6 protein-coding genes are annotated in these 6,507 nt (G+C 42.2%); 1 reads left to right on the top strand and 5 read right to left on the bottom strand.

Going from position 1 to position 6,507, the window contains the following annotated elements; all coding sequences use genetic code 11:
* The 3 genes from GKR71_RS04815 to GKR71_RS04805 all read right to left on the bottom strand — a co-directional run.
* A partial coding sequence (locus GKR71_RS04815) for an ATP-binding cassette domain-containing protein (RefSeq protein ID WP_154633998.1) occupies window positions 1-1,169 on the bottom strand: 1,169 nt, incomplete at its 3' end.
* Between the two features lie 11 nt (window positions 1,170-1,180).
* Window positions 1,181-2,251, bottom strand: coding sequence for an HlyD family secretion protein (locus tag GKR71_RS04810; RefSeq protein WP_108478161.1), 1,071 nt, complete (start codon window positions 2,249-2,251; stop codon window positions 1,181-1,183).
* Window positions 2,252-2,652: 401 nt separating this feature from the next.
* On the bottom strand, window positions 2,653-3,129 hold the full coding sequence (locus tag GKR71_RS04805) for a GNAT family N-acetyltransferase (RefSeq protein WP_036948127.1): 477 nt from the start codon (window positions 3,127-3,129) through the stop codon (window positions 2,653-2,655).
* Between the two features lie 414 nt (window positions 3,130-3,543).
* Here GKR71_RS04805 and GKR71_RS04800 point away from each other — a divergent pair, with 414 nt between their 5' ends.
* Complete coding sequence (locus GKR71_RS04800) at window positions 3,544-5,289, top strand: ABC-F family ATP-binding cassette domain-containing protein (protein ID WP_036948130.1); 1,746 nt, start codon at window positions 3,544-3,546, stop codon at window positions 5,287-5,289.
* A 199-nt stretch (window positions 5,290-5,488) separates the two neighbouring features.
* Here GKR71_RS04800 and GKR71_RS04795 read toward each other — a convergent pair whose 3' ends face one another.
* Together GKR71_RS04795 and GKR71_RS04790 are read right to left on the bottom strand one after the other, a co-directional pair.
* Window positions 5,489-5,707 carry a hypothetical protein gene (locus GKR71_RS04795; protein ID WP_036948133.1) on the bottom strand — a complete coding sequence of 73 codons (219 nt, stop codon included), beginning with the start codon at window positions 5,705-5,707 and terminating at the stop codon, window positions 5,489-5,491.
* 1 nt (window position 5,708) lies between these two features.
* Window positions 5,709-6,248, bottom strand: a complete 540-nt coding sequence (locus tag GKR71_RS04790; RefSeq protein ID WP_230082446.1) for a PadR family transcriptional regulator — start codon at window positions 6,246-6,248, stop codon at window positions 5,709-5,711.
* Window positions 6,249-6,507 lie beyond the last annotated feature (259 nt).

Here is a 6,507-nt window from a genome sequence, read left to right as displayed (position 1 = left end):
TGGTTAATTTTATCTTCGGGAATGTGGAATAGTTTGGCATGTAATTCAAGGTTTTGCTGAACACTTAATTCGCTGTACAAGGAGAAAGCTTGGGACATGTATCCCACGCGTTTGCGGGTTTCAATATCTTTTGGATCAATCTCTTGCCCGAAGAGCCATGCTTGCCCTTCACTGGCTTGCAATAAGCCTGTTAACATTTTCATGGTGGTGGATTTACCACACCCGTTGGAACCTAAAAAGCCGAATATCTCCCCTTTCGGAATTTTAAAATTCACATGATCCACCGCCACAAAGTTACCGAAACGCATCGTTAAATCCTGAGCTTCGATAGCGATAACGTCATCACCTCGTGTATCTCGAGGAGGAATAACCACTTTTTGGTGACCAGCACGTTTTTCTTCGGGTAATAACGCGATAAAGGCCGCTTCGAGGTCATTACAACCCGTTTGGGCTTTTAATTCAGAAGCATGCCCAGTTGCCATCACCTTGCCATCATCCATCGCCACCAACCAATCAAATCGCTCCGCTTCTTCCATATAGGCCGTTGCCACCAGCACGCTCATATTGGTTTGGCGTTCTCGAATGCGGTCGATAAGATCCCAAAACTGTGCCCGAGATAAGGGGTCAACTCCCGTTGTCGGTTCATCAAGAATTAATAAATCTGGGTCATGAATTAACGCACAGCATAACCCTAGCTTTTGCTTCATTCCTCCCGATAACTTTCCTGCGGGTCGGTCTTTAAAGGGAGCTAGCCCTGTACTTTCAAGAAGATCCTGAATGCGATACGCTCGCTCTTCATTGGATTGCCCAAATAATCTGCCGAAAAAATCCACGTTCTCGTACACGGAAAGCGTATGGTAGAGGTTTTTTCCTAACCCTTGAGGCATGTAAGCAATTTTAGGGCAAACGTTGCGACGATGGTCGCTGTTATGCATGTCCCCATTGAGTACATTGACTTGCCCCTGCTGGATCACACGGGCGCCTGCAATCAGTGACATTAAGCTTGATTTGCCCACGCCATCGGGACCAATCAGCCCCACCATTTTTCGAGCAGGAATTGCGAGAGTGATGTCATCCAACGCACAGTTATCACCGTAATGTTGGCTGACATGCTGTAAATCAACAATCACATCATCCATCAATTTATCGGTCTTTGTTTTATGGATCATTGTGTTAGCGATCATTGTGGTAATCTCACCTCAAGATCAGTTGGCCATGCGGCTTGTGCATCTAAGCGAACGTATGCTTTTCCGGGCAAACCTGTTTTGACATATTCAAGGTGTTTTTCCAGCAATTCAGGAGAAATACGTGCACGAACGCGGAACATTAGTTTCAAGCGTTCATTTTGGGTTTCCACTGTTTTAGGCGTAAATTGTGCAACACTGGCAACGAATGAGGTTTTGGCTGGGATCACAATATTTGGGGCTGCATCGAGAATAATATGAACTTCACTTCCAAGAGCAACCTTGCCAGCTTGTTCTGTTGGCAAGAAAAAGGTCATATACACGTCACTTAAATCCACCATGTTCAGCACGCGACCACCCGCACCAAGGACTTCACCTGGCTCCGCCACTCGATATTGAATGCGTCCATTACGTGGTGCTTTTAGAATACTGTCTTCTAAATCAGCCGTGATGCGTCTTTCTGTTGCCGTTGCAGCTTCTACGCGGTTTTTCGCTTGGACGATACCCGCTTGTGCAGAGTCAATGGCGGCGGTGGATGCAGCAACTTGAGCCTTTGAAGCTTCAAGCGCAGCCTTTGCACCTTGCATTTGTGCTGTGTCGTCATCCACTTGCTGTTGAGAAACGGCTTTAGTTTTCACTAGGACGCGAGAACGATTTAACCGTTTTTGTGCAGCATCTAGCTCCGCTTCACGTTGACGAACAACTGCCTGAGCCGCCAGCTTTTCACTTTTGCGCTGTACTAACCCTGACTCTGCCGTGGCAACCGCACTAATGGCTTGGCGTAACTGAGCTTGTACTTCATGGAGTTGTTCCTGTAGGGCACGGGTATCCATACGGGCGAGTTCTTGCCCTTGTTGGACAAAGTCCCCTTCTTTGACAAGGATGGTATCGATTCGCCCCGCTGTTTTAGTCGCTATATCTATCTCGGTGGCTTCAATTCTGCCATTACTTTGTGCAAAACCCTCTGGAAGACTACTCGAGTTTTGGCTCCAGTAATAATATCCGGCCGCTATAATTGCCAGAACCAAAATAAGATAAAACGATACTTTGCGCTTATTTATTTTCATACCATCCCTTCTCTATTCATTGAATAAATTAGTGAACCACAGTTGTTTTTGGTCGATAATTAAATTAATTAGTCACATTACAAAACTGTTTTCTCTTGAAATAAATATCATCTACATTTTATTGTTTTATTATTTTTATAACGGACAAAGTCTATATAACAGCCATTTTGCGATGCTATCTTATTATTTATTATAACTTTATCAGAATTTAGCTTAGGTTAAATCGTTATGTATCACAAAAAAGTCACCCTCTCGAAAAAAGAGATTGTTTCAAGTGTAGATAGGAATATAAAAAAGTAACAATAAAGCCAGCAACGTTATTTGCTGGCTTTGACATGGTGATGAAAATATTATTTAAGCGTTAATGTTTTTTTAGCAGTTAATATTGCTTTACTAGCAAATTAATTGGCAAACTTCGCAATTGTTTCAGCATCCATGCGATATCGAACCCATTCGTCTTGTGGTTGTGCACCGATGCTTTGGTAAAAATCAATGGCTGGCTGATTCCAATCTAATACGCTCCACTCTAAGCGCTGGCACTGGCGTTCAAAAGCCAATTGAGCAATGTGCTTGAGGAGTTTTTTTCCTGCCCCCGCGCCACGGCACTCGGGTGAAACGTACAAATCTTCTAAATAAATCCCATTATTGCCTAACCATGTTGAATAACTGGTAAAAAATACGGCATAACCCGCCGGTTTACCGTCAACGTAACACAGTAACGCTTCGGTTTTGGAGTCTGGTGCGAACAATGAGTTTTCAATATCAGCAACACTGGCTTTTACTTCATGACGCGCTTTTTCATAGACGGCTAACTCAATAATCATGTCTAAAATCAGCGGGGCATCTTCACGGGTTGCCGTTCTAATTTGTATATCCATTATTATCTCTCTTGTTGTTTGAGGCTCAATTTTAACCATCGATGGCGCTAAACCCTAACGCTCAGCAGTTTTATTCATCAAAGCAACGCCATTATAAGAATGATTTATACCAATAATTCGTAACAACAGATAAACAGAATGAATGGGTCTATTGCTCTAAAATCCCCTTCTTTGCTATCATCCACCCCATTGTTCAACCGAAATATTGAAAATAAAAAAGGAGGCTAATCTTATGCTGTTGTGTGATCTTATTGAATACTCACACTTCTTTGGTAATCGCCAGAGCTCAGGCTTTCACAGTGTTACACTGCGATAACCCTGCCTGAGCAAAGCAGCTAAAGAGTCTTTTCTCAGCTTACTGGGTTGTCGTATCGACGATACCCGGCGTTTTTACGCCTAGAAATTGAGTAAGCTATGAGCACATTATTATCTGTAAAATCATTAAACTACGATACCTCCACCACCTCATTACTGTCTGATATCAGCTTCACTTTACTTCAAGGTGACCGTATTGGTTTGATTGGTCACAATGGTAGCGGCAAAAGTACCTTATTGAAGCTTTTGACCTCTCAGTTATCGCCAAATAGCGGGCAAATTACCTATTCCAATCATTGTGTGACTGCGTATATCGAGCAGCATCTTCCTGCGGAAGTCGCCCCATTAACCTTGATAGATGCGCTACTGCAAAAACTGCCCACGCAAGAACATGTTTCTGAACGTTGGCGAGCAGAAGTGTTATTAACGGAATTAGGGTTTGCACCTCATCAGTGGGAGCAATCGGCAAATGCCATTAGTGGCGGTCAACATACGCGTTTACTGTTAGGGCGTGCGTTAATCAGCCAGCCTGATTTATTGCTGTTAGATGAACCGAGTAACCATTTGGATTTACCTACCCTTATTTGGTTAGGGAATTTCCTTCAAAGTTGGAAAGGTAGCTTTGTGTTGGTTTCTCATGACCAATCTTTGTTGGATAAGGTGACAAACAGTACGTGGATTTTGCGAGATAAAACTCTGCATTTTTATCGGCTTCCATGCAGCCAAGCACGCCGAGCATTAGCAGAAACCGACCGCGCCGATGAGCATCGCTTTAACGCCGAGCAAAAGGAAATTGACCGTATTGCTTCAAGTGCCAAGCGGTTAGCGATTTGGGGCAAAGTTTATGACAATGAAGGGCTTGCTCGAAAAGCGAAGCAAATGGAAAAACAGATAGATCGTTTAAAAGAGGATCAAACAGACCTCACTGAAGGCTATCAATGGCAATTGTTACTGAATGGAAAAGCGATACCTGCGGATCGAGTACTTGAGTTAGATAATACACAAGTCACCACGCCGGATGGACAATTTCTGTTTTCAGTCCCCTTTTCGCAAGTGAAAAGCGGTGACCGAATTGCCATTATGGGTGCCAATGGCTGCGGAAAGTCCACGCTACTGCGTTTGATTTGGCAGCAATACCTTGCTGACCTGCGTTATGAAACACAGTTAAAGTTCCATCCAACGATTTCAGTAGGTTATTACGATCAGCAATTAACTCAGTTGAATGACCATGATAGTTTAATCGATGCATTGCGGCATTTTGCCCCTATCACCGATGAACAGCGAAAAATGGCGCTGATCAGTGCAGGATTTGCCTATTCTCGCCATCAGCAAAAAGTGGCAACGCTAAGTGGTGGTGAACGAGCGCGTTTGTTATTTATTGGGCTAAGTTTGGCGCAATATGCGCTAATTTTGCTGGATGAACCGACAAACCACCTTGATCTTGAAGGTAAGGAAGCGCTGAGTGAGCAAATTTCCCAATTCGAAGGGGCGCTGTTAGTCGTTAGTCATGATAAATGGTTAATTGAAAATAGTTGCCAGCGTTATTGGTATATTCATAATAATCGCTTGGAAGAGTATCTGGATCTGGAAGAAATTTACCAGAAGATAGAGAAACAATCCGCCTTCTCAGAGAACGAGTTGGAAGAGAGCCAAACCCGTTTAATTTCTGAAAATACACAAGGGGTCATGCCTCATTCTCATGAAGATGACCTACTTGAGCAGCTGTTGGAGCTGGAAGAAAAGTTAGCAGCAGATAAACAACGTAAAGTTGCGCATCAGAAGCCTCTTCTTCAGCAACAGTGGATTGAGGAAATGAAGCGAATTCAAACTTTGCTAGAGATCTAAAATAATAAAGCCCCTAGATGCCAACGTGCACTAGGGGCTTTTCATTGCTTCAATAACAAAACAATACCGTGATAAAATAATACCGTGACAAAATAATTATTAATAAAGTAACGCAAATCCTTATCGGTGAAATGGGGTCAATCACCCTATTTACTCTCATTTTATGAATAACTGTTTTGCCACCTGTGTTACATCTAACTTAATATTTCTGTTTTTTTGCTCGCTTAAAGTATGACATTGGCACACTAGGACAAACTACCTCTTTAAATTTAACCTTACTCTTCGGCACGGAATCTGCCTGTTCTTCTTTTGGCTCAGTTTGCTTATTTTCTTCCGGCTGCATCACTTGTTCTGGCTGCATGGTCTCTTTCATATGAATTTGCTCTTTAACTTGGATAATATGACGGGTTTTTGCCATGTTATTTTCCTTCTACTGCGTTCTTCTCTAAAACGGCATTATTTTCCGAGACTACGTTATTTTCAGAAACTAATAGCGCCTCATTCACTTGCTCAATTCGTTTTACGGCTTGGTTGATAATATCCACCACTTGAGCCGATTCTTGCTTTGATAACTGCTGTAATACAATTTTATGCCGGAGTAATGATTTGAATTTATCTACCGCTAACTCAATTTCATTGGCAAATTGGTTACCCGCTTTCAGCTCTTGCGCATAATTTAGCTTCATTTTAACTTCAGCCAGAATGTCCGCTTTCAAAAGTAAAAAGCAGCGGCCTTCCGGCGTGATAGCAAAGCATTTACGCCCTTTACCCGTTTCTTTACTGGTTGAAATAAAATTCAGTTCTTCCAGTAATGTCAGTGTCGGATAAATCACGCCAGGGCTTGGGCAATAAAATCCAGCTGTTTCCTCACTGATTTTTTTTATCAGTTCATAACCATAATTCGCGCCATCTACGAGTAAATGCAAAATATAAATACGCAGCTGTTTTGGATTAAACATGCGCCGAACACTTTTACCCCCACATAGACATGTATCGAGGGTTTTTGGATTGTCCATTTGGTCTCTCAGTAAATGTGCAAAAAATAAAAACCGATATATCTAATATCATAATCGGTTTTCTGAATAATGCCAGAATTAGATATATCTGTTTTTATCATTGTGTGCTAATGATAACTATTATCATTATGATAGCGAGAAAATTAGCGTCTTAGAGTACAAAAAGTGTTTTTAGTGATCCAAGTAAATGAAAAAAGCCAGT

It is taken from the genome of Providencia sp. wls1922, assembly GCF_009706505.1.
GTDB lineage: Bacteria > Pseudomonadota > Gammaproteobacteria > Enterobacterales > Enterobacteriaceae > Providencia > Providencia lanzhouensis.
Note: the sequence above shows the minus strand (reverse complement) of the source record. Positions and strands in the feature narration are given on the sequence as shown.

What these genes read in the sequence shown, in the direction of transcription:
- GKR71_RS04810 (WP_108478161.1), bottom strand. Translation starts at nt 2,251, where the DNA reads ATGAAAATAAATAAGCGCAAAGTATCGTTTTATCTTATTTTGGTTCTG.
- GKR71_RS04805 (WP_036948127.1), bottom strand. Translation starts at nt 3,129, where the DNA reads ATGGATATACAAATTAGAACGGCAACCCGTGAAGATGCCCCGCTGATT.
- GKR71_RS04800 (WP_036948130.1), top strand. Translation starts at nt 3,544, where the DNA reads ATGAGCACATTATTATCTGTAAAATCATTAAACTACGATACCTCCACC.
- GKR71_RS04795 (WP_036948133.1), bottom strand. Translation starts at nt 5,707, where the DNA reads ATGGCAAAAACCCGTCATATTATCCAAGTTAAAGAGCAAATTCATATG.
- GKR71_RS04790 (WP_230082446.1), bottom strand. Translation starts at nt 6,248, where the DNA reads ATGTTTAATCCAAAACAGCTGCGTATTTATATTTTGCATTTACTCGTA.